The 22,445-nt window shown below is 65.1% G+C and carries 29 protein-coding genes and 3 pseudogenes; 9 read left to right on the top strand and 23 right to left on the bottom strand.

All coding sequences use genetic code 11. The features are described from left to right. Positions 1–53: 53 nt before the first annotated feature. Together C6569_RS02765 and C6569_RS02760 are read right to left on the bottom strand one after the other, a co-directional pair. Positions 54–944 carry a DUF2163 domain-containing protein gene (locus C6569_RS02765; protein ID WP_106747402.1) on the bottom strand — a complete coding sequence of 297 codons (891 nt, stop codon included), beginning with the start codon at positions 942–944 and terminating at the stop codon, positions 54–56. 3 nt (positions 945–947) lie between these two features. Beyond that, the gene (locus tag C6569_RS02760; RefSeq protein WP_106747401.1) at positions 948–1,574 is read right to left on the bottom strand and encodes a DUF2460 domain-containing protein; all 627 of its coding nucleotides are present in this window, start codon (positions 1,572–1,574) and stop codon (positions 948–950) included. Positions 1,575–1,657: 83 nt separating this feature from the next. Between C6569_RS02760 and C6569_RS02755 the strand changes: the two genes are divergently transcribed. Next, positions 1,658–1,900 carry an HP1242/YdcH family protein gene (locus C6569_RS02755; RefSeq protein WP_106747400.1) on the top strand — a complete coding sequence of 81 codons (243 nt, stop codon included), beginning with the start codon at positions 1,658–1,660 and terminating at the stop codon, positions 1,898–1,900. A gap of 4 nt (positions 1,901–1,904) precedes the next feature. On the opposite strand, the gene C6569_RS02750 is transcribed toward C6569_RS02755, so the two are convergent. From C6569_RS02750 to C6569_RS02715, 8 genes are all read right to left on the bottom strand, one after another. Beyond that, a complete protein-coding gene (locus tag C6569_RS02750) occupies positions 1,905–2,495 on the bottom strand; it encodes a phage tail tape measure protein (RefSeq protein ID WP_106747399.1) in 591 nt (196 codons plus the stop codon). Positions 2,496–2,505: 10 nt separating this feature from the next. Next, entirely contained in the window at positions 2,506–2,664 is a 159-nt protein-coding gene (locus C6569_RS02745; protein WP_106747398.1) for a phage tail assembly chaperone, read from the bottom strand. Then, positions 2,664–3,065 carry a gene transfer agent family protein gene (locus tag C6569_RS02740; protein WP_106747397.1) on the bottom strand — a complete coding sequence of 134 codons (402 nt, stop codon included), beginning with the start codon at positions 3,063–3,065 and terminating at the stop codon, positions 2,664–2,666. The genes C6569_RS02745 and C6569_RS02740 overlap by 1 nt, the downstream gene beginning before the upstream one ends. A gap of 17 nt (positions 3,066–3,082) precedes the next feature. Beyond that, positions 3,083–3,490 carry a phage major tail protein, TP901-1 family gene (locus C6569_RS02735; protein WP_106747396.1) on the bottom strand — a complete coding sequence of 136 codons (408 nt, stop codon included), beginning with the start codon at positions 3,488–3,490 and terminating at the stop codon, positions 3,083–3,085. Between the two features lie 112 nt (positions 3,491–3,602). Then, positions 3,603–4,010 (bottom strand): DUF3168 domain-containing protein, encoded by a 408-nt coding sequence (locus C6569_RS02730; RefSeq protein ID WP_106747395.1) that lies wholly within the window; start codon positions 4,008–4,010, stop codon positions 3,603–3,605. Beyond that, positions 4,010–4,285: a hypothetical protein gene (locus C6569_RS02725; protein ID WP_106747394.1), complete on the bottom strand. Its 276-nt coding sequence runs from the start codon at positions 4,283–4,285 to the stop codon at positions 4,010–4,012. Before C6569_RS02725 ends, C6569_RS02730 begins: the two co-directional genes overlap by 1 nt. Further along, positions 4,282–4,602 carry a head-tail adaptor protein gene (locus C6569_RS02720; protein WP_106747393.1) on the bottom strand — a complete coding sequence of 107 codons (321 nt, stop codon included), beginning with the start codon at positions 4,600–4,602 and terminating at the stop codon, positions 4,282–4,284. Before C6569_RS02720 ends, C6569_RS02725 begins: the two co-directional genes overlap by 4 nt. Beyond that, positions 4,599–5,171 carry a head-tail connector protein gene (locus C6569_RS02715; RefSeq protein ID WP_181313883.1) on the bottom strand — a complete coding sequence of 191 codons (573 nt, stop codon included), beginning with the start codon at positions 5,169–5,171 and terminating at the stop codon, positions 4,599–4,601. Before C6569_RS02715 ends, C6569_RS02720 begins: the two co-directional genes overlap by 4 nt. A 144-nt stretch (positions 5,172–5,315) precedes the next feature. On the opposite strand from C6569_RS02715, the gene C6569_RS02710 reads away from it, so the two are divergent. Both C6569_RS02710 and C6569_RS02705 read left to right on the top strand, forming a co-directional pair. Beyond that, positions 5,316–6,059: a S1 family peptidase gene (locus C6569_RS02710; RefSeq protein ID WP_106747391.1), complete on the top strand. Its 744-nt coding sequence runs from the start codon at positions 5,316–5,318 to the stop codon at positions 6,057–6,059. Then, the gene (locus C6569_RS02705; RefSeq protein ID WP_106747390.1) at positions 6,059–6,913 is read left to right on the top strand and encodes a trypsin-like serine protease; all 855 of its coding nucleotides are present in this window, start codon (positions 6,059–6,061) and stop codon (positions 6,911–6,913) included. The genes C6569_RS02710 and C6569_RS02705 overlap by 1 nt, the downstream gene beginning before the upstream one ends. A 181-nt stretch (positions 6,914–7,094) precedes the next feature. Here the strand turns inward: C6569_RS02705 and C6569_RS22490 are convergent. The 11 genes and pseudogenes from C6569_RS22490 to C6569_RS21650 form a co-directional block, all read right to left on the bottom strand. Beyond that, a pseudogene (locus C6569_RS22490) lies at positions 7,095–7,256 on the bottom strand (DUF6968 family protein); the annotation flags it as partial. A 73-nt stretch (positions 7,257–7,329) separates the two neighbouring features. Further along, positions 7,330–8,586: a phage major capsid protein gene (locus C6569_RS02700; RefSeq protein WP_106747389.1), complete on the bottom strand. Its 1,257-nt coding sequence runs from the start codon at positions 8,584–8,586 to the stop codon at positions 7,330–7,332. A gap of 90 nt (positions 8,587–8,676) precedes the next feature. Next, positions 8,677–9,135, bottom strand: a complete 459-nt coding sequence (locus C6569_RS02695) for an HK97 family phage prohead protease (RefSeq protein WP_425440695.1) — start codon at positions 9,133–9,135, stop codon at positions 8,677–8,679. Continuing rightward, positions 9,132–9,329, bottom strand: coding sequence for a hypothetical protein (locus tag C6569_RS02690; RefSeq protein ID WP_106747388.1), 198 nt, complete (start codon positions 9,327–9,329; stop codon positions 9,132–9,134). Before C6569_RS02690 ends, C6569_RS02695 begins: the two co-directional genes overlap by 4 nt. Before the next feature lie 38 nt (positions 9,330–9,367). Next, entirely contained in the window at positions 9,368–9,898 is a 531-nt protein-coding gene (locus C6569_RS02685) for a retropepsin-like aspartic protease family protein (RefSeq protein WP_106747387.1), read from the bottom strand. A 121-nt stretch (positions 9,899–10,019) separates the two neighbouring features. Further along, on the bottom strand, positions 10,020–10,244 hold the full coding sequence (locus tag C6569_RS02680; RefSeq protein ID WP_106747386.1) for a hypothetical protein: 225 nt from the start codon (positions 10,242–10,244) through the stop codon (positions 10,020–10,022). Between the two features lie 216 nt (positions 10,245–10,460). Next, a pseudogene (locus tag C6569_RS02675) lies at positions 10,461–10,841 on the bottom strand (phage portal protein); the annotation flags it as partial. Between the two features lie 158 nt (positions 10,842–10,999). After that, the gene (locus C6569_RS02670) at positions 11,000–11,488 is read right to left on the bottom strand and encodes a ribonuclease H family protein (RefSeq protein WP_106747384.1); all 489 of its coding nucleotides are present in this window, start codon (positions 11,486–11,488) and stop codon (positions 11,000–11,002) included. Positions 11,489–11,576: 88 nt separating this feature from the next. Next, positions 11,577–13,469, bottom strand: a complete 1,893-nt coding sequence (locus C6569_RS02665; RefSeq protein WP_106747383.1) for a DEAD/DEAH box helicase family protein — start codon at positions 13,467–13,469, stop codon at positions 11,577–11,579. Positions 13,470–13,638: 169 nt separating this feature from the next. Continuing rightward, positions 13,639–13,950 carry a hypothetical protein gene (locus C6569_RS22135; RefSeq protein ID WP_245898218.1) on the bottom strand — a complete coding sequence of 104 codons (312 nt, stop codon included), beginning with the start codon at positions 13,948–13,950 and terminating at the stop codon, positions 13,639–13,641. 443 nt (positions 13,951–14,393) lie between these two features. Continuing rightward, positions 14,394–14,705 (bottom strand): hypothetical protein, encoded by a 312-nt coding sequence (locus C6569_RS21650; protein ID WP_146144720.1) that lies wholly within the window; start codon positions 14,703–14,705, stop codon positions 14,394–14,396. 439 nt (positions 14,706–15,144) lie between these two features. Between C6569_RS21650 and C6569_RS02655 the strand changes: the two genes are divergently transcribed. The 3 genes from C6569_RS02655 to C6569_RS21645 all read left to right on the top strand — a co-directional run bounded on the left by C6569_RS02655 (position 15,145) and on the right by C6569_RS21645 (position 17,950). Next, a complete protein-coding gene (locus C6569_RS02655) occupies positions 15,145–15,717 on the top strand; it encodes a recombinase family protein (protein ID WP_106747381.1) in 573 nt (190 codons plus the stop codon). A gap of 329 nt (positions 15,718–16,046) precedes the next feature. Further along, positions 16,047–17,291: an AAA family ATPase gene (locus C6569_RS02650; RefSeq protein ID WP_106747380.1), complete on the top strand. Its 1,245-nt coding sequence runs from the start codon at positions 16,047–16,049 to the stop codon at positions 17,289–17,291. Beyond that, positions 17,288–17,950, top strand: coding sequence for a hypothetical protein (locus tag C6569_RS21645; RefSeq protein WP_146144718.1), 663 nt, complete (start codon positions 17,288–17,290; stop codon positions 17,948–17,950). The genes C6569_RS02650 and C6569_RS21645 overlap by 4 nt, the downstream gene beginning before the upstream one ends. A 160-nt stretch (positions 17,951–18,110) precedes the next feature. Here the strand turns inward: C6569_RS21645 and C6569_RS02645 are convergent. Beyond that, positions 18,111–18,764: pseudogene (locus C6569_RS02645) on the bottom strand (SOS response-associated peptidase). 236 nt (positions 18,765–19,000) lie between these two features. Here C6569_RS02645 and C6569_RS02640 point away from each other — a divergent pair. Then, positions 19,001–19,768, top strand: a complete 768-nt coding sequence (locus C6569_RS02640; RefSeq protein ID WP_181313882.1) for an HNH endonuclease — start codon at positions 19,001–19,003, stop codon at positions 19,766–19,768. Between the two features lie 226 nt (positions 19,769–19,994). Here the strand turns inward: C6569_RS02640 and C6569_RS02635 are convergent, their stop codons facing one another. After that, positions 19,995–20,219: a hypothetical protein gene (locus tag C6569_RS02635; protein WP_106747378.1), complete on the bottom strand. Its 225-nt coding sequence runs from the start codon at positions 20,217–20,219 to the stop codon at positions 19,995–19,997. A gap of 162 nt (positions 20,220–20,381) precedes the next feature. Between C6569_RS02635 and C6569_RS21640 the strand changes: the two genes are divergently transcribed. Both C6569_RS21640 and C6569_RS21635 read left to right on the top strand, forming a co-directional pair. Beyond that, a complete protein-coding gene (locus C6569_RS21640) occupies positions 20,382–21,167 on the top strand; it encodes a hypothetical protein (protein ID WP_146144717.1) in 786 nt (261 codons plus the stop codon). Next, positions 21,164–22,438: a hypothetical protein gene (locus C6569_RS21635; RefSeq protein WP_146144716.1), complete on the top strand. Its 1,275-nt coding sequence runs from the start codon at positions 21,164–21,166 to the stop codon at positions 22,436–22,438. The genes C6569_RS21640 and C6569_RS21635 overlap by 4 nt, the downstream gene beginning before the upstream one ends. Positions 22,439–22,445 lie beyond the last annotated feature (7 nt).

Genomic DNA, 22,445 nt, shown 5'->3' with positions numbered 1-22,445 from the left:
CCCTCTCTCCGCCTGCGGGGAGAGGGTCGGGGTGAGGGGCCGATGCGACGGGGCTACCGCCCCGACACCGCCCCGTCGTGGCCGCCCTCGCCGGGCAGCGGCACGGAGACGATGCGGTCGATCCCCGGCATATGCGGGAAGCCGCGGAAGTTGGCGGCATTGGCGAAGCGGTCGCGGCAGGTGGCGAAGGCCTTGTCGCAGCCGACGGTGACGGCGACGGCGTCATCGACGGCGAGCGCTTCCGGCGGCATCTGCCAGAGGGTGAGCTTCATCCCGTCGGTCACCACCGTCGCCGCGGCGATCTCGACGGCGAAGCCCGCGGCCGCCCCGCTCGCGACGGTGAGCCGGCCGCCGACGAGGTCGTCCGCCGAGAGCCCGGCAAGGCCGGCGATGACGGGCGCCTCTTCGGCCAGGCGGACCACGGTTCCGGCGCCGTAGCGGCCGGGCGCGGCGAGGTCGACGCCGCAGCGGGCATCGCCGAGATCGGCTCCGCAGCGCGGTGTGAACAGCCGGCCGCGCTCGACGTCGAGGGCGGCGGCGAGCGAGCGGAGCTCGGCGCGGAAGGCGGGCCCCTCGCGGGTGACGGCGCCGAGCATCATCACCCGCAACAGAACGGCGAGCGCCGGATCGGTCCAGTCGACGCAATGGACCTCGACCCTGGCGCCGTCATAGCGCCCGGCGCGGATGTCGGCGGCGGAGACGGCCTCGTCCACCAGGGCGCCGGCGATCTCGGCGGTGCCGGCGGCGAAGCCCAGCTTCTCGGCGGCCGCGGTGGCGTCGAAGCCGCTGGCGGCCCGGCAGGTGACGCCGGCGACGACGAGGTCGCCGTCATGATCGGTGAAGCCGAGGACCACCCCGTCGCGGCGCCGGAGGATCCAGCATGTGGCGAGGGTGGTGCAGCCGGCGTCGAGGCGAGCCTGCAGGGCGGGAGGAATGGCGCGCATGGTTCACACCCTGATCTCGACCAGCGGGATGGAGGGGATCTCCCCCGCCGCGAAGGAGGTGAGGTTGACGTCGAGCCGGTCGGTGTCGAAGCGCACGGGCACGTCGAAGAGGAAGCCCGCCGTCACGGCCGCGCCGTCGGGGGGCGGGGCGGCGAGCGTCACCAGCCCGGTCGTCGCATCGAGCGTGAACGCCGCCGTCTCGACGCCGGCCACCGCCACCCGCACCGTGCCGGCCACCGGCTTGGCGATGGGCCTGACATAGGCACCGGGGCCGAGGCCGTAGGTCTTGGCGAGGGCGAATCCCGACGTCTCGCCGTCGCCCGTGCCGATCGGCTGATCGGCGGGGGACGGCGCCGCGCCGGGCTGGGAGGAGGCGTGATCCAGCCGGTCGCGGAAGCGGAAGCCGTGGAGGCGGCCGCGCCGCTCCTCGAAGAAGGCGACCACCGCCTGCAGGCCGGCGAGGCTCTTCACCCCATAGCCGGCGTCGTAGCGGCGGCGTGAATGTGCCCAGCGGGCGTTGCGCTCCTCGCGGCCCGAGCCGAGCAGGACGACGTCGGTGCGCCGCTCCGGGCCGCCGGAGGCGCCGAGCGCCACGTCGAGCGGGAAGGTCACCTCGTGAAAGGCCTGCATGGCGGGTCTCCGCTTGATCCTGAACAAGGCCGGCGGCGGTGCGCCGGGCGATGGTGCGGCGAACGCAACAGGAGACCCATCGCGTGAGCCACACCCCCCACGAACTCGCCGCCGAATTCCCCGAGAAGGCGGGGCTGATCTCGAAACTGAAGCAGACGGATGCCCATTTCGCCCGGCTCGCTGACCGCTATCACGCCGTCAATCGCGAGATTCACCGCATCGACGCCCAGGTGGCGCCGGCCTCCGACGACGCCGCGGAGGAGCTGAAGAAGGAGCGCCTGCACCTGCTCGACGAGATCGTCGCGGTGATGGAGAAGGCGGCCTGAGCCGTCACAGGCCGCGGCGCCCGCGCGCCACGGCCCTCGCGAGCATGGCGGTCACCTCGGCCTCGGAGCGGCGGAAGCTCGCCGCATCCGTGGCGGTGACGTTGACCACCACCGCGGGGCGCCCGCCGGCCCCGCCGGCGGCGACGCCGAGCCGTCCGTCGGCGGTGCGGGCGAGCGGCATCACCGCCTCCGCGCCGCTCTCGCCCATCAGGCCGGTGCGTCCGCCCGGCATGGGAAAATAGGTCGGCGCGGCGATGACGCCGCCCCGTGCCATGGGCACCAGGCCGGAGAGCGGCCCCGCCTCCGCGGTGACGCCGGCGCCGAGCCCGCGAAAGCCCATCAGCAGGTCCTGGAACGACGAGAAGAGCCCGTCCGTGACGGGGCGGATCGCCGCGCGCAGGGCCATGGCCGAGAGCTGCTGGCCGAGGGTCGAGATCACCGAGCCGAGATCCTGGCCCTTCACCACCGCATTGGCGAAGGCGCGGCTCATGGAGGTGCCGAAGCCGCGCGCCAGCTTGTCGGCCTCGCCGATCTCGCGGCGGAAGGCGGAGGTGTCGGCGGTGATCTCGACGGAAAGCGTGTCGACGGTGGTCATGGGAAACTCCTCAGTCCGGATAGGCGGCCATCAGCCGGTCGAGGGTCGGGCGGTCCACCGCACCGCCCGTCCGCCCGAGCCGGCCCTCGATGGCGGCGGCGAGCTCGCGCGGGGTCGCGCCCCAGAAGGCCGCGGGCGTCCAGCCGACGACGCCGAGGGCGAGGCGCATCACCTCGTCCCAGGGAAGGGGCTCGGCGGACCGGCGAAAGGGCCGCCGGGCGCCGCCTGCCCTCCCTCCCCTGCGGCGGCCGGAACAGGCTCCCCGCCCCCGAAGGTGGCGGTGAGCAGGTCGGAGACGATGCGCGCATAGGCGGCGGCGCCGCCGGCGACCGCGAGGCGCGACACCTCGTGGTCGGTGATGGTCTCGCCGGCGCCGCGCAGGCCTGCGGCGATGACGGCGACGAGGTCGCGCGCCGCCAGCCGGCCGGTGCCGAAGCGCTCGGCGAGCTCGACGAGGTCGCCCGCCTCGAAATGGGCCTCGAGCTCGGCGAGGGCCCCCAGGGTCAGCACCAGGCGGCGGCGGCTGCCGCCGATCTCGGCCTCGATCTCGCCGCGTCTCGCATTGGGCATGGGTTTTCTCCCTCGGCTCAGGCGGCGGTGAAGGCGAGCGGGCCGGCGCTCTCCAGCGCCAGGTCGTAGGTGACCTCGCCGTTGTGGTTGCCGGCAAATTCCAGCGCGGTGATCTGGAAGGCGCCCTCGACGGTGCCGAAATCCGGCACGACGACCTGGAAGTCGCGCACCGCCCCGTCGAAGAAGACCTGGCGCATCAGCGCGTCGGAGGCCTCGTCGCGGAAGATGCCGGAGCCGGAAACGGCGGCGCGCTTGACGCCGGTGCCGCCGAGGAGCTCGCGCCAGCGCCCGGCGCTCTCGGCATGGGTGACGTCGACGGTCTCGGCGTTGAAGCGAAGCTGGCGCGAGCGCAGGCCCGCGACGGTGACGAAGCCGGCGCCGTCGGCGATCTTGACGAGCAGGTCCTTCCCCTTCTGGGCGGCCATGGCGATCTCCTTGTGGGTTGGTCGGCGTTGGCGGGGAGCGACAGGCGATGCCCGTCCCTTCCCTCTCCCCGCTGGCGGGCAGAGGGTTAGGGTGAGCGGCGCCTCGTTGTCCTCACCCCGGCTCGGTGACCGCGCGGAAGCGGACCACGCCGTGGAAGGTGCGGCCATCGTCCTCGCGGCGGATGTCGGCGGTGGCGAAGCGCAGGTTGACGAGGCGGTGGCCGGCGGGGCTGAGCGGCACCTGCTCGAGCGCAGCGACGATCTCGCCCGCCACCACCTGCGCCTCGGTCTGGCCGCCCTGGCGCGACCAGACGTGCAAGGTGAGGGCATGTTCGTGGCCGGAGGACGAGCCGGTCGACCAGTCGGTGACGCGGGCCTCGCCGAGCGTCACATAGGGAAAGGCGGCGTCGCGCGGCGGTTCGTCCCAGATCTTCGGCCCGCCGAGGGCCGCGACCAGCGGGGCGTGGGCGAGAAGCCCGTCGCGCAGCGCCCGGCGGAGGGCGAGCGAGGCGGGAGCCATCACAGGCTCCCTGCGCGGACGCGGTCGGCGGCGGGCCCCAGCCGCGGCGCGGCGGGCCGGCCCTGCGTGCCGAACTCGCGGGCGAAAGCCTCGTCAGCGGCGTCGACGAGGGCCAGGCCGCCGCCGTCGCGGCGGACGAGGCGCACCGGCGGCCCGCCATTGGCGGCCTCGACCCGGAACCGGTCGGCGAGGCGGACGAGAAAGGGCGTCGTCCAGCCCGGCAGGCGGGCATCGGCGGAGAGGCCGCCAAAGGCGACGGTGACGGAGGGCTTCATGGGGCGATCTCCTCGCAGTGAAGGGTCATGAGGCGACGCGCCGGCAGGTCCTCGCGGATGGCGCGGATCTCGAAGATCCGGGCGCCCTTGCGAAGCCGGTGGGCGCCCGTCAGGCCGGTGAAGGCCCGGATGGTGATGCGGTGGGTGAGCCGCTGGGCGAGGCGCTCCTGGCTCATCGCCTCGGTGCCGCCGAGCGGTTCGATCAGCCCCCAGACGAGGGCGAGGGTCTCGTAGGCGCGGGTGACGCCGCCGGCGCCGTCCGGCAGCTCGTAGGGCGCCTCGACATAGAGGCGGTGGCGGAAGGCTCCAGGGTTCATGCCACCCTCCGCGCGACGAAGGGGGCGACGAGGTCTTGGACCATGCGCGGCATGACCGCGACCTCGTGACCGACGGTGACCAGCGAGCGGTTCTCGAACCAGTAGGCGGCGAGGAGCCGCAGCGCCTGCAGGAGCGGTGCCGGCACGTCCTCCGGCGGGCCGAAGCCGGCCGTGACGTCGAGCGCGATGCCGGCGAGCCGCGGGGCGGGCTGCGGCACCTCCCCCACCCGCCAGGCGAGACGCGGCGGCACGGCGGTGCCGTCGAGGCGGAAGCGGTCGGTGGGCACGGAAACCGCACCCTCCGCCGTGGTGACGGTGACGGCGTCGAGGCTCTGCACCGGCCCGAGCGGCAGGGCGAGGAGCCCCGTCGGCGGCCAGGCGTCGCGCAGGATGCGCCAGCCCTGGGTGACGAAGGCGCGCCCCGTCATCGCCTCGAGATGGGCTCGGGCGGCACTCGCGACCGAGCCGATCAGCCCGTCCTCCTCGGTGCCGTCGACCCGCAGGAAAGCCTTGAGCTCGGCGAGGGAGAGCGGCTCGGCGGCCGGGGGGGAGGTGAGGATCAGGCTCATCGGGGCCTCGCGGGTGCTGGTGATGCGTGGCGGTGACGGGCGTCGCGGTTCACGACGGCGTGTGGTCGCCGCCCGCCGCCTTCGTGTTGACACGGGCGACGGGCACGGGCCTTCTCGGACCCGACCCCGAACCGAGGTGACGACGTGCATTGGACTTTCCGGGCGCTGGCGGCGCTCGCTCTCGCCGGTGCGACGCCGGCTGCGGCGGTGATCGGCGGTGCGCCGGTCGCGGACGGCGACCCTGTCGCCGCCCAGACGGTGATCATCACGGGCGGCCAGGGCTTCTGCACCGGCGCGGTGCTGGGCGACAGGCTGGTGCTGACCGCCGCCCACTGCGTCGAGGGCGCCGGCCGCATCGCCATTCTCATCTTCGGCCCCGGGCGGCAGCCGCTGATCAACGAGATCGTCGACCGTCGCGTGCATCCGGCCTACCGCCGCGCCGACTGGCAGGCGCGGCGCACGGCGGTGGACCTCGCGGTGATCCGCACGGCGCAGCCCATCGGCCACGGCCGCCGGCCGGCGGCGCTCGCCGGCGGCGCCCTGCCTGCGGCCGGCGCGCCGATCCGGCTGGTCGGCTTCGGCCCCTCGGCGGAGGGCGACGCGCGCAGCGCCGGCACCCTGCGCTCGGCCGCCCTGACGGTCACCGGGCGCCCCTCGACCTACCAGGTGCGGCTCACCGGGCCGGCGGGGGCGGCGCTCGGCGCCTGTACGGGCGATTCCGGCGGGCCCGTCTATGCATCCGAAGCGGGGCGTCCCGTCGTATCGGGTATCGTGAGCTGGACGACCGGGCGCGGCGCCGCCCGCTGCGGCGCCCTGACGGGCACGGTGCCCGTCGCCCCCCACCGGCGTTGGATCGAGGAAGCCGTTCGCGGCCTTGGAGGTTCCTGATGCGTGTCCTGTCTCCCGCACGTTCGCTTCTGGCCGGCGCCGCACTGGCGGCCGGCCTCGCCGCGACGCCGGCCGGGGCGATCATCGGCGGCAGTGCCGTCGGACCGGGCGATGCCCTCGCCCGCTCCTCGGTGCTGATCGTCACGGGCGACGCCAACGGCTGCACCGGCACGCTGATCGGCCGGCGCAGCGTGCTGACCGCCGCCCATTGCGTCGCCGGCGCCCGGCTCGCGGTCGTCGCCTTCATCCGCCAGGGCCGCATCATCGCCCTGACGCCGGTGGTCGCCGCCGCGGGTCATCCGGGCGTGCGTGGCCCGACGGGCGCGACGGCGCCCATCGACGTCGCGGTGCTGACCATGCGCGACCTGCCGCCGGCCGGTTTCGCGCCGGCGCGGATCGGCGGGCGGGATCCCGCCCCGGGCAGCCGCGTCACCATCGCCGGCTTCGGCCGCCAGCAGCTCGACAGCATGAGGAGCGCCGGCCAGCTCCGGCGGGTGACCCTGCCGGTGCTGCAGCGCTCGCCCTCCGGCTATACGGCCCTCGGCGACATGCAGATGCTCGCTCGCGGCTTCGGCCCCTCGGCCTGCCAGGGCGATTCCGGCGGGCCGGCGCTCGCCGGCGGCAGCGTCGTCGGCGTCGTCAGCCTCGTCTCCGGGCCGCCGGAGACGCGGGGCTGCGGCTCGCTGACGGTGGCCATGCCGGTGGTGCCCATCGCGTCCTGGATCCGCGGGGCGGTGGCGACCGGCGAGAGCCGCGCGCCCGCCAATCCCCGCGTCGCCACCCTTCCTCCGCCGCGCGCTCCCGAGCGGCAGGGCCTGCCGCCCTGGGCACGGATCGACCGCGGCGGGAACTGAGGCTGTCAGGCGTCGAATTCCTTGTCGTATCCGACGAGGAGGTCGCGGCCGCCCTTGGGCATCGGGAAGCCGTAGCCGGCGCCCTGCCCCGGCCACGACAGGCGACCCTCCCGATGGGCGTCACACTCGCGTAGAGTTCGACGGCGATCTTCTGCATCGCCAGATGCAGCGCCTGCAACGCGTCGAACCCTGAGGCAGCACTCTCCCGGAGCGCATCCGGCCAGCCGATCTCGTAGCGGCACTGCCAAGCGCCGCCCTCCTCGGCAGGCACGAAGATGCTCACCGGCACCGGCAGGTCGCCGGTGGCCGTCGTCAGCGTCAGAACCCGCGTCCCGATAAGCATGGCAGCCTCCGGCAGGCCGAGGCCTTAAAGCCTAGCCGGCCTGCCGGGCCGGATCAGTCCGGCCGATGCCGGATCAGCTCGCCGCCACCTTCAGGAGCTTGATGGCGTCGTAGTCCGCCACCCCGCCGCCGACGCGCTTGGTCGTGTAGAACAGCACGTAGGGCTTGGCCGAATAGGGGTCGCGCAGGATGCGCAGGCCGAGCCGGTCGACCACGAGATAGCCGCGGCGGAAGTCGCCGAAGGCGATGGGCGTGGTGCCGGCGCCGATGTCCGGCATGTCCTCGGCCTCGGTGACGGGGAAGGTGAAGAGGCCGGCCGCCCCGCCGGCCTGGGCCGGCGGCGACCAGACATAGGCGCCCGAGCCGTCCTTCATCTTGCGCACCACCGCCTGGGTCTTGCGGTTCATGACGAAGCGGCCGTTCTGCCGGAACCCCGCCTTCAGCGCATAGATCAGGTCGAAGAGCACGTCGGCCGGGTCGTCCTCGGGGAAGGCGGCGGCCTCGCCGGTCACGGTGAAGCCGATCTTGCCCCATTCCCAGGCGCCGTTGGCGACGAGGGTCTGGGTGAGGAAGCCGGTCGGCTTGTTGACGCCGTTGCCGGAGACGAAGGCGGCACCCTCCTGCTCGGCGAAGACGGTCTCGACCTCGCCGGCGATCCAGCTCTCGATATCCACCGCCGCGTCGTCGATGAGGGTCTGGGTCGCCGCCGGCATGGCGTAGAGCTCCATGGCCGGGAAGACCTGCTCGGCGAGCACGGGACTGTCGGTCTGCGCGCGCGCCGCCGCCTCGCCGACCCAACCGGTGGCCGGGCCGGTGCGGGCGAAGGGCCGCTTGAAGGTGGCGCCCGACACCTGGCGGATGCCGGCGATGGCGCGGATCGGCGAGAGCGCCGAAAGGCGCTGCGTCACCGTCGCCTCGATCTCCGGCGGGGCGAGATAGCCGCCGTCGGGGCCCGAGCCGACCGACAGGGCGCGGGTCTCCAGCGTCCTGAGGCCGGTGGTCTCGCCGGAGCGGATATAGGCCTCGAAGGCGGCCTTGTGCTCGCTGGCGCCGGCCCGTCCGTCACGACGCTCGGGGGCGAGGGCCGGCCGGCGCGCCTCCAGCGCCAGGCGGTCGAGGCGGGCGAGCCGCTCGTCGAGCGCCCTGTCGAGGCGGGCAAGCTTCTCCTCGGTGAGGACGTCGCTCGCGCGCCGCTCGATCTCGGCGAGGCGGGTGTCGTTGGCCTCCTTGAAGGTCTCGAACAGGCGCATGACCTCATGATGGGTCACCTGCGCCTCGTGCGGCAGGATGGTCTTGATCTCGGGGGAGGCGTCGCAGTGGATCTCGGGCATGGGGTCCTCGGGGTCTTGGGGGTGGAGAAACGCAAAAAACCCCGCGCGAAGGCGGGGCTCAGGGAGGTGACCAGTGGCAGATGGTTCGGGTCAGGCCGCGACCCGCGTCACCCGCGCCCCGGCGAGCGCCGGGAAGGTGACGACCGAGACCTCCCAGAGATCGACCTCGATGAGCCGTCGCGGTCCGTCGCGGCGGCGGCGCTCGGCGCGCACCGCCTTGAAGCCGATGGAGAGGCCGTCGACGGCGCCGGCCGCGAGCAGGTCGCGTGCCTCGCGGCCCCGCGCGGTGAGGGTCACCAGCCGACCGGTGACGCGCAGGCCGACCGGGTCCTCCGCGAGAGACAGCCAGGTGCCGATGGGCTCGGCCGGGTCGTGCTGCCACAGCATGCGGATGCCGGCAGTGCCGCGGCGCAGCAGCGAGGCCGAGAAGGCGCCGCGCTCGACCACGTCGTTCTGCGCGTCGGGAATGCCGAAGAGTGAGGCGTAGCCGGTGAAGATGCCGGTCACGGGGTCGAGCCGCGCCGGGGGATAGGCCGTGGCGGGGCTCATGACGGGCTCCGCGGCGAACGGGCAAAGGGCGCGGCGACGAGATCGAGGGCGCTGATGCGCCCGCCCCCGCCCCGCGGCGGCGGCGGGCGGCGCTCCTCGAGCCTGGCGAGCGTCTCGACGAAGCGGCGGATCGGGTCGACGGCGGGCGTGGGCGTCCGTTCCGGCCGCAGCCGGTGGAGAAGGGTCTGGATCATGGCGATGTCCCGCGGAATGCCCTCCCGCGGGAGGGCGGCTATTGCTCCAGAAGCAGGGTGTTCTGGGCGAATTCGAAACGGCGCAGCTTCGACAGGTAGCTCATGCCGAGGAGGTTCACCGCCAGCGCGCCCTGCGGCAGCACCACGGCGTCGACGGCGGCGACGGCGAGCCCCTCCACCTCGAGGCGCGGAATGGTGACGCGCTTGCCCATGACGCGGCCGTTGGCCGTCTGCATGGGCGCGTCCATGGCCATGCCCGGCCGGACGAGGCCGAGATCGAGGCCGGTCGCCCAGGTCAAGGCGACGATGGTGGCGCCGGTGTCGACCAGCACGTCGAAGGCGCGGCCGTCGGCCCGGGCGCGGGCGCGGACATGGCCGTCGCGGCCGGCATAGAGGCGCTTGGCCGGATAGCCGCCGTTGCCGCCGGCCGGGACGGCGGCGGGGGTGGCGGTGGCGGCCGGCGGGGCGCGATGGACGGCGAAGCCGAGCAGCGTCTCGAAAGCGTCGGGCCGCAGCACGGCGAGGCCGGCGATCGGCACCATGAAGAGGAGGAAGGCTCTCGGCAGCATGACGGCGGGCTCCCTGCGCGCGGCCCATGCTGGCCGTGCCGTCCTTGGCGGGGCGTTAAGGCCGGCCGCGGCCTTGGCGACAGGGTCAACGGGCGGTCAACGGCATCCGAGACGAGAGGGATCATGCCTCCTCCCCGTCATGCGACCGGCGGCGGCCGGCCCGCTCGTTGAAGCGGGCGAGCTCGCGCACGAAGGCGTCGAAGCGGCGGTTGGCGGCTGCGAGTTCCTTGAGCGTCCAGACGAGGAGCCCCGTCGTGACGGCGGCCCACATGAACAGTGAGAGCGCCGCGATGTCGGCGCGCTCGACGAAGGCGCGCACGACCGGTTCGGCACCCTGGGGCAGCATGGCGGTCCTTTCGGGGGGTGGATGAAGCAGTCCCTTGCCCCTCACCCTTCCCTCTCCCCGCAGGCGGGGAGAGGGGGACTTCGACGACGGGCCTCTTTGAAGACGAGGATGCCAAGCACCGACGTTGCCGACGAGCCGCGACGCTGTTGCCCCCTCTCCCCGCGGGCGGGGAGAGGGAAGGGTGAGGGGCATGCGTACCGCCCACTTCCGTCCCACTCACACCGCCGGCCGCTCCCGCGGATAACCCAGCGCCTCGCGCTTCTCGCCGTCCGACAGGAACCCCGCCGCGCCGATGCGCCGCCACAGGCTCTCGCGTTCGGCGTGGAGGGCGCCGATGGCGTCCTCGTCGGGGGTCGCGTGGAGCGTTCCCTCCGGTACCAGCCAGCCGGTCAGCGCGCCGATGATCCGCCTGGCGAGCGGCAGAGCCGTGTCGCGGTGGAAGGCGCGGTTGGCCTCCTGGTAATTGGCGTAGGTGGCGTCGCCCGGAATGCCGAGGACCAGCGGCGGCACGCCGAAGGCGAGTGCGATCTCGCGGGCGGCGCCGTGCTTGGCCTCCATGAAGTCCATGTCCTTCGGCGACAGCGACAGCGCCTTCCAACTATTAACAGGACACACCCAATTGCCAAAACGTTTTGGCATGGCACGATGGATATGTCCCACCAGCGTCCGCTAACGCCCTCTCCTCCAGCACAAAAATGAGCGACAAAAGTGCCCACCCTCTGATGAAAGACGGGCGCCTTTGCCTCTGAGTTACTCTAGAGCGCCAACACCGCCGCCTCTGCGGCTGCAGCGTTGGCCAGCCCGTCAGCCTCCTCGTTAAGCGGATGGCCTGCATGTCCCCGCACCCAATGGAAGCTCACAGCGTCACCCATGACCGACGCGAGTTCATCTAGCCGGAGCCAGAGGTCGCGGTTGGCTACCGGCTTTCCGTTCGACTTCCTCCAGCAACGAGCCTTCCACCCCTGCCGCCATTCGTTGAGCCCCTTCACGGTCAGCTCGCTGTCGGACAGGATGCAGGCACGCTCGCCAGGCGGAAGGTGCATCAGCGCCTCGATGATTGCGCGGGCTTCCATACGATTGTTGGTGGTGTCGGCCTCGTGGCCGGACCTTTGGGCCTGCTGCCCTCCGCCGGCATAGACGAAAGCCCAGCCTCCGGGTCCGGGGTTGCCAAGACATGCGCCGTCGGTCGCGACAACGATATGAGGCGTCTGCGGCAGCGGCGGAGCGATGATGTGAATGGTCATGATGGTTCCTTTGAAATGATGAGGACCACGCTGGCGGGTCTGCCAGCGCGGCCGTTGTTGTTGTGAAAGGGAGATGCGGGCGCGGCCGTCAGCCGAGGCGAGCGAAGTTGCTTGTGTTGCCCCTGCCCCGACCGGGGTTGAACGACCAACCGGCGTCCCGCATAGCCACCTGCAGAGCGGGGCTCGCCATGAGACGGGCCCCATGCTTGCCAAGGTCGACGCCTGTACGCTCCATCACCTGGACTGACGTGAGCAGGTCGTCATCAGTGGACAGCAGGAGAGCAGCGATAGCCTCAGCGCCCCGGGCCTTGGTCTCGCCACCCATCACCGACGGGTCGATCACAAGCTCCGCCCCCGGAAACAGGTTGGCCCGATGGCGCAAAAAGCGGTCGAAGTCCGTCGTGATGAACAGCCTCTGCCGACCGCACACCCCTTCTTCGGAGATGTTGCGGGCGTTGCCGCGCATGGCGAGTTGCTTCATCCAGCGCAGGAGGTGGCCTTCCTCCAGCGCCTTGAAGTGCTTATGGTTCGTCCGAGGTCCCCTGATGGAGGCCAAGGCCGATGTGCTGGCGGGCTGGTCCACGAGCCCGTGGTACTGGCCGACGAACACCCGGCGGGGTGCATAGAACTCACCGAACAGGAAGACGCTGGTGGCGTGCTTCCAGCGGTTTGATCCAATGCCAGTCCCCCAGTGGCTGAAGGCGACCTTCCGGCCCTGCCAGACAACAGCATCATCACCGAAGCTGTCATTTCCGGGCAGGTAGCGATGGTCGAAGAGCGCCTTATGGGCGATGACCAGAACGCTTTCTCCTGGCTCAGTCCTCGCGATGACAGTCTCCTTGATCCACGCGGCATAGGGCTCGGCCGTCTTCGCGCTCCGAGTGATGTCCTTGATGTTCCTCCCGCGCCCTTTGCCGAGCCTTGGAGGAGCTAGGAGGGTCACCGTGAGGTTGTCGAAGGACACCTTCGGCGAAGGCACCTGGCTCCGCCACGACACCAGCGGGGTGACCCCGTCGATGTCGCTTGTGGCATCCAGCAGCACTGTCCCCGGAACCACCGGCATGGCAAGCCGGTAACCCACGAAGCAGCCGCCCTTCGGACTGTCGAAGCGGGACATGAAGGCGTAGCCGGTGGCAAGCGCCCGGGCGAACCCGATGACATTGCGGACCACCTCCTCCACCTCATCATTCCGACCGAGGAAGTCAGCCTCGACGGAGTTGAACCACGACTGGCTGGAGAGCTTGAGCGCCTTGTAGCTTCCCATGCCAGTGCGAGGAGCGTTCCAGACCGCCTCAAGGTATCTGTCGAGGTCGGTGACGGCGATGAAGGCTGCGCTCTCCTCACCGAACTCCCGCATGATCCAGTCACGGACCTTGCGGACATCCCCCTGATCGATGTCGAACAGTGCAACCTCATCCGGCCGCTCATCGATGATGGTCAGGGTCCGGGGCACACCGCGGAAGGTCTGGGCCTTCGCGCCATCGACACCCTTGTAGAGGGCATGGGTCGCGATGATCACGGGATAGGCGTCGAGGTCGTCCTTGCTGAACCGAGCCAGCGGCACGAACCCATAGTTGGCCATGCTCCACTCATCTGTCCGAGAACGATCATGGGCTCCCGTCCAGATGGCGAGCCTTTCAGCCCCGATCAGCTTGACGAGTTCACGGTAGGTCTCCTCGCTCTGGTCGATGGTCTGGCAGAGGAAGACGGCCGAGGCATCCGTCTGGGTTTCCACCAGCGCTGCGATGAGACCGAAGGCGAAGGAGGACTTTCCCGAGCCTGTCGGGGCCGAGACCACCCGGTACATTGCGTGGTCGGAAGCACGGTCCTGCATGGCCTGCCTGCCAGCATCCAGAATGGTGGCTGCTACAGAACGGTCGAAGGCGGTGATGGACCGGCCACGGTCAGCAGACTGGAGGTCTAGGGCTGCCCAGAATGCGGCTTCAAGGGCGTCGATGGTGATGTTGGAGTTGATGGTCATTCGAGGGGTCCAGAAATGAAAAAGCCCCCGCAATGCCGTTCTCTTTGGCATCACGGGGGCGATTGGGATTGGGGATGGTCAGGGGCTCCAGCCCGGTGGTCAGACCGGACGGAAGAAACGCCCCCGCAATGCAGAAGATTGATGCATCACGGGGGCTTTTTGGTCAGGCTCAGGTCAGCGTCGCGGCTCCGTCTGCGAGAGCATGGCGAGACCGATGACGGTCCTCCTGGTCCCGCTTTTCGAGCTTGGCGAGGGTGAGACCACCTCCACCGAGAGCCTTGGCGAGAATGCTGGCCATGATTCTGGCTGTACGGGGTGGGAGGTCGCGATAGGCTCTCTTCACCTTGCCGGAACGGTGGTCGAACCAGCGTCCTGCATTGGTCTCGGTCAGCCCCCTCACCCGCCTTACGAGTTGGTGACTGAAGGCTTCATCAGTCCTGAACCGGCGAGGCTCCATCTCCAGCATCATGAACATGGCCATGGTGGTGTCGATGACGGCCCGAGGGTCGCAGGATGATTGCAGCCTCAGGACCTCTTTGGCGGATTGGAGGTCGGACCTGAGGCCAGCCCTGGTCGACAGGAAGGCGATGGTGGCTTCCGCGTCTTTGCAGACACTACTCCAGCGCTCTTGGAGGGCGGTCCAGAAGGGGTTGGCGGGATTGGTCAGTCTCCTTCGTTCGATGAGGTCGAGATATGGCTTGAGGTCGGTCTTGGTGATGGCTTCTTGTTCAACGTCTCCATGGCGTCGAAGGCGGGACTTGTGGGTGTTGCAGTAGCGCCCATAGCGGGTCGTTCGGGCACCGCATCCGAGTGCACGGCAAATAGTCGTGAACTTTCTGAGATTTGTCAGACGGCAGAGAGTTGCGCCCGCCCCCTAAGGGACAGGCGCGGTTCAATGGAGAAGTCGATAGGCAGTGCCTGCAATCAGTCGGCGTGACTCATTGCGACGGTGATCTTTTCTCCGGCAACTGCGGAGCGCAGGAACGACCACGTGCGCGGAGCTTCCTTAAAGCTTCTCGGACCCTTGGTCCCGCGGAGACCGAACGCCACCCATCCATCCTCAGGATGACGAAGAACTGCAAAGGGCGCGCCGCGTTTCTGACTGGCGAAGGCCCACGCTCCGACCGGCATGCTACGGAAGTTCTGGGCGCTGAACTCATCGCAGAAGCTGATGTCGACAGCGGCGGCCGAACGAGCGGAGTTCGGGCAGATGACGGAGTTGAGGGCGGAAGACATGGGATTCCTTTAGCGCCTACATGGACGCAGCTATTGAGCCTCGGGAAAGACACCAAGGCGGTTGAGACAGGCCAGCAACTGGATGGAAGGCCGCCACGGCATGACGACCGTTAGCTTGAGTGGGGGGTATCAAACTTCGACGCAGTGGGAGCGCGGAGCCGCGAGCCAGTAGGTCTCTTGGCTAGTGGATCTAGGCGGTCCCAAAACGGACAGGCGAGGCCAACCTCGGCGTTCGCTCTATCTTGAGTGGGGGATATCTGGGCGGGTGGGGACACCGCTATCCGCATGCGTGCCAGAAAGCGTGGGATTGTCTCTCCGGGGTATACCCATGCGAGGCACAACCCCGAGACGCCATGGGCGTCCCATTTGGGTTGACGTCTGATTTCCAAGACGCCATAGCTACCGAGTCTAGATTCAAACGAGACACCGGAGCATACGCATGGCCATCTACGGGTACGCCCGCGTCAGCACGACTGACCAAGACCTGACCATCCAGATCGAAGCCCTCAACAAGGCCGGCTGCGACATCATCCGTCAGGAGAAGAAGTCGGGGAGCACCGTGGATGGAAGGACCGAGCTACAAACCATCCTCGACTTCATGCGCCATGGGGACGTGCTCATGGTCACCCGCGTTGACCGCCTCGCCCGTTCCATCGCGGACCTCCAGGACATCGTGCGGCAGGTCAGGGCTAAGGGTGGCAGCCTACGAGCCACGGATCAGCCGATCGACACCTCAACGGCCGCTGGCAAGGCGTTTCTCGACATGTTGGGGGTGTTCGCTGAGTTCGAGACCAACCTACGGCGGGAACGTCAGATGGAAGGCATCGCGAAGGCCAAGGCGGCCGGTGTCTACAAGGGGCGCCCTGCCAGCATCGATATGGCAGCAGTCAAAGAGATGCAGGCGGCTGGCCTTGGAGCAACCGAGATTGCCCGCCGGCTCAACATCGGCAGGGCCTCGGTTTACCGCATCATCAGCCCGGCGAAGGAAAGGAGCGTCACTGCGGTAGGGTGAGAGCCTAAAGAGGACGCACAGGAACCTAAATCCAGCGTGCCAACTGAAACGCACATCATCCAGACACAGCCGAGCACCTGACATGAGGCACCCCGGGAGGGGGGAATATCGGTCGTGCGGCTAGATCGACGCCGGCTCGCATAGTTGCTCTAAACATCCGGGATGCAGGCATGCTCAGGAGGCCCACTTTCAAGCTTGGCACGACCGCCGCTGGAGAGACGTCTCAAGGCCAAGCAGGTGTGATCTATGCCAGCGAAGTTAGAATCTGACTCGCTCCCAACCGTTGTGTTATCACTGAGCACCCCGCCGCAGTCAAAGATTGCCAGAACGTGCTGAAAACCCTTCGCATCAGAAACTACAAATCAATAGTCGACTCGGCGATATCGCTAGGCCGAGTTAATGTCTTTATAGGCGCAAATGGCGCCGGAAAAAGCAACGTCCTCGAGGCTATCTCTCTCGTTGGTGCCGCTCGCGCAGATAGACTGGATAATGAATTTCTATCTTCTCGCGGACTGCGCGTATCCCGCCCCGAACACATGCGCTCAGCCTTTAATGACGAGGGGCAGAATAAACCGATACTGATTTCTGCCAAATACCAGAACGAAGGGACAGTCACCTGTGAGTTTAATCATAACAATGAGCCATATGGACGCTGGGAGTGCTATTATCATGGTCGCGCCCCCAAAGAAATAAGCTTCACAGAGCTGCTGCAGAACTATTCAAAAATTCAAGCTAGCGCGACATTGAAGAAAAAAAATAGCGAGGAGCTTCTTCTTTCTATATTCAAGAAGATGAAAGATGCGCCTTTCGAGAAGATAGATGGTGGATTTCGAGTTAAAATCTCGGTGGAAGCCGATAAAGAAAATCCTTTAATCCAAAGCCTTCTCCGCTCGTGGCTGCGATTGCTCCCGAGCCATGAGGCCTTGGCAAATTTTGTTGTGTATTCACCTGAGAACTCATCCTTACAACTCTACCAATCCGAAGGGCAAATCGAGCCGCTCGGTCGGCATGGCGAAGGCCTTCTTAAGCTACTCGAAGTAATGCAGCGCGACTTCGCAGACGACATCACAGAAATCAAAAATGACATGAGAATGCTTGAGTGGTTTGACGACTTCGATCTGATACAATCAAATTCGTCAACAACGATTGCACTAAAGGACACATTTTTTTCAATAAACACCAAATATCTTGAGTTAAGTAGCGCCAATGAAGGATTTCTTTATCTATTGTTTTATTTTTCCTTGGTCTATTCTCGACTGACCCCAAGCATCTTCGCAATTGACAATGTCGAGACGTCATTAAATCCGCGCCTCTGCCAGGCGCTCATGACCGCGATGTCGAAAGCCGCAAAGCGACGGCGAAAGCAGTTATTTATCACGACGCATAGCCCGGCCGTGCTTGATGGACTTGATATCTCAGACACAGCGAACCGGCTCTTCGTCGTCTCCAGAGGTCCGTTCGGGGAGACCCGGATCAACCAGGTGAGCGCCCCCGCGTTGACCGATAGTGGTAGGCCACGCAAGCTCTCCAGCTACTACCTGGACGGCCTACTGGGTGGGCTGGCACCGATATGATTAAGACGTTTGCGCTTTTTACCGAGGGCGTCACCGATCAGTCCGTCCTGACAAATGTGCTGCATGGGGTCTTCGGCGATCAAGAATGGCAGATTCAGGTCAACCCCGTTCAACCAATGCGCGATGCAACGCATCAAAGATGGCAGGCTCCGCACGCGGGCTGGGAACTCGTCCTTGAGAAATGCTGCTCCGAGCTTTTGGAGACAGCTGCAGAAGCCAACGATTTTATCGTAATTCACCTTGATAGCGACTGCTGCTCACATACCAACATAAACATTCGAGTTGATGAGGACGGCGGACAACGAGACTGCGCACAATTCTCCAAAGAACTTATCGATACATGCATCGAGAAAATAGGAGCCAATAGATTAGAAGCACTAAATAAACCTGTAATTTTTGCAATTTCTGTTCACACAATTGAATGCTGGATATTACCTATTTACGCCGAAAGAGATGTTGATCGCAAAGCGACTTTAAACTGTGAAAATCGGCTTCGACGTATTCTTTCTCATAAGCGAATTAGAATGCAAAAAGAGCACCGCGCTTACAGCAATATTTCGAGAGAGCTTGCTCGACCCCAAGTTTTGCAGACAGCTATGACTCACTCGCCGAGCCTCTCCCGATTTCACGCTAGTTGCCGTGCGGCAGCCGGCCTTTAGGATGGAAACGGTCTGGAGGCTGTCCCACTACACGACAGCCTGGACCTATGGTCACTTTGTCTGAAACGCTGGCTGGTTTGAGCTTTTTAAACGAAGCTGAGCATAAGAAGCCGTGATCCCTTGTGAATTAGAAAAATTTCAGCGCCTTGCACTAGAGTTCTCAGCGCTCGCTGGCGTTTGCGCCACTGCCAATGACTTGCAGCGCCCCGTCCAGCAGCGGCCTCTGGAGCCCCCTCGCCTGTTCCCACGGCGCACACATTCAGACCTTAAGCTCCTCAGGCTCCCTCAAGATGACCGGCATGGCCTTCGGGTGAACGGCTCCAACCTCGGCATTCGGCTCGCACGTCAGGAAGCCGAAGAGTTCTGCGGTCACCTCGCCCTCCTTAGTCTTCCTTGTGCTGGTCCATGTCGTCCAGATGCCCGCAAAGAACGCCAGAGGGCGGTCCTCAGAGAGCGCGAACCACACCGGGGCCTTTTTACCCTCGGGCGTCGTCCCGTACTCCGAGAAGCTCGTCCATGGGACGAGACAGCGATGCTCCAGGCCGAGCCACCGACGCCAATGCGGGGATGCCACGTTCCTGACGTTCGTGACGCCCGGGTCCGCAGTACTCCCCTTCAAGGCAAACTGCGGCGAAGGCATACCCCAGCGGATTAAGGCTAGCTCCCGACCGTCCACACAGTTCCTCACGATAGGAGCCGGGTAGTCCGGGAAGATGCCTGGCATGGGGGGAAGATTGCCCGTGCGGTCGATAAGCGCCCGGGACAGCTCGATGATCGCCTGCTGGCCCTTCGTTAGGCTGTAGATGTTCCACATGGGGACCTCAGGCTTGTGCTGATCAGCTATCGCCTCGACATAGGCAAGGACGCCGGGCGATAGATTTTGGCCTTGTACACCATCTCGGATGACTGCCAGTCATGTTCGCAATTGCTCCCACAGACCTAGGTTGGTTCCGCCAGATGCACGAGGGGAGATTCGGCCCTCTCGTGAATTTCTGGACTCCAACGCCATGGGGAGTCCGGTCCCTCAAACGCGGTGACCGGCTGTACTTCATGCTGAAGGCCCCGGTCAGAAGGATTGGCGGCTTTGGAAACTTCGAGGGCTACCGAGACCGCAGGGCCGCGGACGCTTGGGCGGCATACGGGTTGGGCAATGGTGTCAGCAGCGCGTCGGAACTGGTCGAGAAGATTGCGGGGTTTGCCACGAAGCGGTCGGTCACATATCGGCCCATCGAAGACCCGGTGATCGGCTGTATCGAACTTAGTGGGTTGGTGACCCTCGACGAAGACAGCTACGTTAGGGCTGAGGATTACGGCGTCACGTTTCCGAACGAGGTGGTGAAGTACAAAACCTTCGACGGACCGGACCCGCTATCGCCTATCATGGAAGGGTTCTTGAGGCCCAGCCGCCCTTTCACACTGGTGGATGGCCAAGCGAACCGCATTCTCGCAAGCCGCAAAGACCGCCCCGGCCAGGCTGCGTTTCGGCAGGCTGTAATCGAGAACTACGGTGGCAAGTGTGCGGTCAGCGGCACTGGCCTCCCTCAACTTCTGGAAGCCGCGCATATCCAGCCGTATGTAAGCCCATTGAGCGACCACCCACAGAATGGCCTTTGTCTGAGAGTGGATCTTCATCGCCTCTTCGACGACGGACTTATCTCCGTCTCCCCTGAACTGAAGGTGGAGGTAAGCCCTCGATTGGCCAAATCACCTTATGCATCGCTCGCCGACAGGCGCCTAAGGACTCCTTCAAGATCATCCGTCTGGCCCTCTCCAGCTGCTCTAGAGTTCCATCGCAGGGAGGTCTTCAGAGCAACCTAGGAGGAAGGCTCGACCCAGTAAGGGCGGATGGATACCTCCCTGCTGCCGCAGACCGAGCAACGGATGCGGAGTCGCCACTGTACGTCATCGATCATGTCAGCGGGTGTCAGCCTCATCGCTTCCCAAGTCAGGTAGGCGAAGTTCCGGCAGCCATCAGCCCGGCAACGGACCCACGCGCCCCTCACGCCCTCCGCCTTGGCTCCCGCCACAGTGACATTGCGGGGCATCAGGGCAGCTTGAGGGTGTCGATGGCACCATGGAAACGCTGGCCACGAACGAAGCCGGTGGAGATTGCCCTGGCCCGATCGAGGGCAAGGACGGCTATGTCCTCCAGCAGCGCCCGAACTGCCTGCCGGGTGTCGCCACCGAACTCCTGAAGCACCTCATCGATGTCGGCTTCGGTGATCGCTTCGGACACGATTTCGCGGTCCCTGTGGCGTGGCTGGGTCATTGCTTTCTCCGAGCTAATGTTCCTGTTATGTTCTTTTCTGACGAATACGCAACCCCAATCACACGCCGTCACCGAGGGTCCTCAAGGGAAGCAGGGGAAATGTTTGACCCTTGACCACATCCGCGGCGACATGGATCATTTTGGCTCAATCGGAGGTTTTATATGAAAGCGGTCAGGCTGGGCGATTTGCTCGCCTCAGGAAACTTCGGGACTGCCACCAACCTACCTTGGACCCACTCGACGCTATCGAAGAACATCTTTGACATCGTCGGGGGAGGGAAAATTTTGGCTACCCCTTGCAATGTTTTCCATGGGGAAAAACTCTGCTACCTTTTCGTGGGTAGGCCAGCCTACAAGGTTCGCTTCGACGGAGAGGCCTCGTTCTGGCAGTTACCTCTTGTATTTGTCATTCGGTTCAGCGAATTACCGCCAATAAAGCGCATTTTCCCGTTTGACTCGGGCGCATTCGCGTCAGGTCGCCTGCCTGCCTACGTCACGGTTTTCGATCTAGAACGGTTCGACTGCGGCATTGATCCGGCTCAGGTTGGAAGGCTTATTTCTTTTTATTTTGGTGAACCGAAACGCTATTTTCAACGTAAACCGAACAGCTTAGATGATATCAGCACCACGCATTCACTTGGTCCGCGTCATCAAGAAGTTTTGGCTGTATCGCGATTGATGCAGGACAACGGCTCTGCAAAAACCGATGACCGCGCCGCCACAATCGAAATTCAGATTGATCAAGATATCCCTCTTTCTTCAGAGGATATACTCGGCGTCGTCATGCCTGATGAATACGCTAGGGACAATGAGCTAATAAAGGCCATCCGAAAGATAACTAAAACAATCAGAACGTACCCTATTCACCCACTTAACGTTGAAAATTACTATCATTCCATATATGAGCACGTCGCCGCGATATACAAAAAGAACGGCATCGTAATATGAAACGTATCGAGAGCGGTGTAGTTTATGGATATATAAAGCTCACTAAGACAGCCAGCGGCATCGGCGTGCCTATTGTGACCCACCCAGACTACAATTCGCTTTTCGTGCCAGAGAGCGATACAAGCCTTAGAGTCATTCAGTTTATTGACTTGGTTGACCCTGACGAATACAATATCGAATCTCTTCCAGTGTCCATGAAACCGATTCAATTGCGGATAGGCGATCCATGCCCTATTCCGGTTTGGATCAATAACGCCTTCCAAGTCATCAGCGGAGATCTAGCTCCGCGCAACCTTCAGTTTCTTTGGCCCGCTGACGCACATGATAGTCCGGTTTTCCGAGACTTGACCAAACTCCTTAGCGAAGCTGAGTCCGGTGCATTGGAAGAGCGGTCCCGAAACTGGCAGGCCGACGAACTGAAACGCTTGTTTTGGGGGTTGTTTGAAACACCGCCGAGCAGTTCGCCTTACTGGATTTCACGTTTCCGAACTGCTGTGAGGCACAGTCGGCAAGTAGCCGCTCCGCCCCACCCGATTGACTTAAGCTTAAACAAAACGGCCAATGAATGGCTGCGCCGTTTTGCAGTTAAGGTCTCTTTCGACAGACTCCAGAGTTTTATTGCCGCAATCGACGATGATATTTTAAATAAGGAAGAAACAAAAGACGTATTTTTCGGGTACTTTATAAACGGACTGTCGTCGCGGCTCGCTCCCACAATAATTGACGTTACTAAAGATTATGATACATTTCTTGATCTATTTCCGAGGGGGCTTTATGGCCGGTACTTGTCAAGGGGTTTCCCCCGAACACCCTTCCGGTATCGCTCCATCAAAGACTTGCCTGCGTTCGTGACCCAGGCTGTTGTTCAGGCCGACGAAAAACAGAAACTCCGGTTTGCTAGGGCTCTATCTTTTGTTGCCTTTGGCGGTGAACGGGCACCAGAGCCGGTCGCTCGTACTGCCCGCCTACTAATGCATCGCCACGCACAAGAATTCTTTCAGTACCAAGAGGAGATACGCAAATTTCACGCTCGAGAGAAATCCCGTTACGACTATAATCTCGTACTTCGTCAGGCCTTATACCACTATGATTCTATGCGTGATTTGGATGGGATCGAACATCCGGAAAGTCGCCTGAGTATCGCTAACATTGATTTCGGTGGGATCAGCGCCGAGTACATTTCGGACATTCGGCGATTAGCGGCGTCTGATGCAGAGCCACCGCCGCCGTTGGATTCGGTTTTTAGCCACAAAAGGACATCCAAACGCTAGCGCCGTA

This window comes from Phreatobacter cathodiphilus, from assembly GCF_003008515.1.
GTDB lineage: Bacteria > Pseudomonadota > Alphaproteobacteria > Rhizobiales > Phreatobacteraceae > Phreatobacter > Phreatobacter cathodiphilus.
Note: the sequence above shows the minus strand (reverse complement) of the source record. Positions and strands in the feature narration are given on the sequence as shown.

Excerpts from the sequence above, each read along its gene's own strand:
- C6569_RS02740 (WP_106747397.1), bottom strand. The coding sequence starts at position 3,065 with ATGCCCAATGCGAGACGCGGCGAGATCGAGGCCGAGATCGGCGGCAGC.
- C6569_RS02720 (WP_106747393.1), bottom strand. The coding sequence starts at position 4,602 with ATGAACCCTGGAGCCTTCCGCCACCGCCTCTATGTCGAGGCGCCCTAC.
- C6569_RS02680 (WP_106747386.1), bottom strand. The coding sequence starts at position 10,244 with ATGCTGCCCCAGGGTGCCGAACCGGTCGTGCGCGCCTTCGTCGAGCGC.
- C6569_RS02705 (WP_106747390.1), top strand. The coding sequence starts at position 6,059 with ATGCGTGTCCTGTCTCCCGCACGTTCGCTTCTGGCCGGCGCCGCACTG.
- C6569_RS02725 (WP_106747394.1), bottom strand. The coding sequence starts at position 4,285 with ATGAAGCCCTCCGTCACCGTCGCCTTTGGCGGCCTCTCCGCCGATGCC.
- C6569_RS02760 (WP_106747401.1), bottom strand. The coding sequence starts at position 1,574 with ATGCAGGCCTTTCACGAGGTGACCTTCCCGCTCGACGTGGCGCTCGGC.
- C6569_RS02635 (WP_106747378.1), bottom strand. The coding sequence starts at position 20,219 with ATGACCCAGCCACGCCACAGGGACCGCGAAATCGTGTCCGAAGCGATC.
- C6569_RS02730 (WP_106747395.1), bottom strand. The coding sequence starts at position 4,010 with ATGGCTCCCGCCTCGCTCGCCCTCCGCCGGGCGCTGCGCGACGGGCTT.
- C6569_RS02750 (WP_106747399.1), bottom strand. The coding sequence starts at position 2,495 with ATGACCACCGTCGACACGCTTTCCGTCGAGATCACCGCCGACACCTCC.
- C6569_RS21645 (WP_146144718.1), top strand. The coding sequence starts at position 17,288 with ATGATTAAGACGTTTGCGCTTTTTACCGAGGGCGTCACCGATCAGTCC.
- C6569_RS22135 (WP_245898218.1), bottom strand. The coding sequence starts at position 13,950 with ATGGCCATGTTCATGATGCTGGAGATGGAGCCTCGCCGGTTCAGGACT.
- C6569_RS02690 (WP_106747388.1), bottom strand. The coding sequence starts at position 9,329 with ATGATCCAGACCCTTCTCCACCGGCTGCGGCCGGAACGGACGCCCACG.
- C6569_RS02715 (WP_181313883.1), bottom strand. The coding sequence starts at position 5,171 with ATGAGCCTGATCCTCACCTCCCCCCCGGCCGCCGAGCCGCTCTCCCTC.
- C6569_RS21650 (WP_146144720.1), bottom strand. The coding sequence starts at position 14,705 with ATGTCTTCCGCCCTCAACTCCGTCATCTGCCCGAACTCCGCTCGTTCG.
- C6569_RS02685 (WP_106747387.1), bottom strand. The coding sequence starts at position 9,898 with ATGCTGCCGAGAGCCTTCCTCCTCTTCATGGTGCCGATCGCCGGCCTC.
- C6569_RS02665 (WP_106747383.1), bottom strand. The coding sequence starts at position 13,469 with ATGACCATCAACTCCAACATCACCATCGACGCCCTTGAAGCCGCATTC.
- C6569_RS02700 (WP_106747389.1), bottom strand. The coding sequence starts at position 8,586 with ATGCCCGAGATCCACTGCGACGCCTCCCCCGAGATCAAGACCATCCTG.
- C6569_RS02695 (WP_425440695.1), bottom strand. The coding sequence starts at position 9,135 with ATGAGCCCCGCCACGGCCTATCCCCCGGCGCGGCTCGACCCCGTGACC.
- C6569_RS02745 (WP_106747398.1), bottom strand. The coding sequence starts at position 2,664 with ATGCGCCTCGCCCTCGGCGTCGTCGGCTGGACGCCCGCGGCCTTCTGG.
- C6569_RS02655 (WP_106747381.1), top strand. The coding sequence starts at position 15,145 with ATGGCCATCTACGGGTACGCCCGCGTCAGCACGACTGACCAAGACCTG.
- C6569_RS02735 (WP_106747396.1), bottom strand. The coding sequence starts at position 3,490 with ATGGCCGCCCAGAAGGGGAAGGACCTGCTCGTCAAGATCGCCGACGGC.
- C6569_RS02670 (WP_106747384.1), bottom strand. The coding sequence starts at position 11,488 with ATGACCATTCACATCATCGCTCCGCCGCTGCCGCAGACGCCTCATATC.
- C6569_RS02765 (WP_106747402.1), bottom strand. The coding sequence starts at position 944 with ATGCGCGCCATTCCTCCCGCCCTGCAGGCTCGCCTCGACGCCGGCTGC.
- C6569_RS02640 (WP_181313882.1), top strand. The coding sequence starts at position 19,001 with ATGCTGAAGGCCCCGGTCAGAAGGATTGGCGGCTTTGGAAACTTCGAG.
- C6569_RS21635 (WP_146144716.1), top strand. The coding sequence starts at position 21,164 with ATGAAACGTATCGAGAGCGGTGTAGTTTATGGATATATAAAGCTCACT.
- C6569_RS21640 (WP_146144717.1), top strand. The coding sequence starts at position 20,382 with ATGAAAGCGGTCAGGCTGGGCGATTTGCTCGCCTCAGGAAACTTCGGG.